The sequence below is a fragment of the Micromonospora sp. M51 genome (assembly GCF_018070305.1).
GTDB lineage: Bacteria > Actinomycetota > Actinomycetes > Mycobacteriales > Micromonosporaceae > Micromonospora > Micromonospora parva.
Genome location: NZ_JAGPXZ010001218.1, coordinates 1 through 1,117, shown reverse-complemented (window position 1 = coordinate 1,117; position 1,117 = coordinate 1). Strand labels below are relative to the sequence as shown.

Here is a 1,117-nt window from a genome sequence, read left to right as displayed (position 1 = left end):
GTCAAGCACCTCACCCTCGTCGAGCGCAACTGGTTCCCGACCCTGTTGGCCCCCGAGCCCGGCGACGTCTACCTGACCTCCGAGGAGGACGCGGTCGCCAGCTTCATGCTCGACGACCAGGAGACCGTCGCCGGGCTCGTCGAGGCGTACGAGCGGGCCTGTGAGCGGTCCCGGGCGGTCGTCGCGAGCGTCGACCTCGACCACGTGGTGCCGCATCCGCAGCTCGGTGAGGTGTCGGTGCGGTGGATTCTGGTGCACCTGATCGAGGAGACGGCCCGGCACGCGGGCCACGCCGACATCCTGCGCGAGCTGACCGACGGCGAGTGCGGCGCGTTCTGAGCCCTGCCCGCCGTACGCCGTCGGCGCGGCGGCGTGCCGTCAACCGCTGGGCAGCAGGCCCGGCGGGTACTCCATCCCGTCATGGGCGCAGGCCGCGGCGGCGACCCGCGCCGCGTACCGGGCCGCGTCCGCCAGCGGCTCGCCACGCAACCGGGCGGCGATCAGCCCGGCCGCGAAGGCGTCGCCCGCCCCGTTGGTGTCAACCACCGGCGCGGGTGCGGTGGCGGGTGGCACCGGCGTCACCGTGCCGTCGCCCGGGAACAACTCGGCGCCGTCCGCGCCCCTGGTCACCAGCACTGTCCGGGGGGCCAGCGTGCCGGCGAGCGACGCGGCCCGGTCGCCCAGCCGCACCCCGCTCACCAGAACGAGGTCGGCAACGTCGGCGAACGGCCGATGGTAGGTGTTCTCGCCGTCCCAGTCGTGCAGGTCGGTGGAGAGCGCCACGCCTGCCGCAGTGGCAGCCCGCACGGCGGGCAGCAGCGGCACCGCCCAATCCATGATCGAGAGATGGACGTGCCGGGCGTCACGAACCAGCGCGGCCACCTCCGCGGCGGAGAACGGCGGGCCGTCCCGCCACGGGCGCGGGTCGTACAGCGACGTGCGTCGCCCACGCGGGTCCACGAGGTTCACCGAACGGCGGGTGCCGTCCGGGTTCTCGGCCAGCACCGCCGGAACCCCGGCCCGGGTCAGCGCCGCCCGGACCAGCTCACCGGCCGGGTCCGCGCCGAGGGTGTCCACCACCAGCACCCGCAGGCCGAGCGCCCGGGCGGCCAGCGCC

At 75.4% G+C, this 1,117-nt stretch carries 2 protein-coding genes; one reads left to right on the top strand and one right to left on the bottom strand.

Annotation, left to right across the window (positions count from 1 at the left end; genetic code table 11):
* Positions 1-339: DinB family protein (locus KBX53_RS33815; protein ID WP_210863905.1), on the top strand; the 339-nt coding region annotated here is incomplete at its 5' end.
* A gap of 39 nt (positions 340-378) precedes the next feature.
* Here KBX53_RS33815 and KBX53_RS33810 read toward each other — a convergent pair.
* Positions 379-1,117: carbohydrate kinase family protein (locus KBX53_RS33810; protein WP_210863904.1), on the bottom strand; the 739-nt coding region annotated here is incomplete at its 5' end.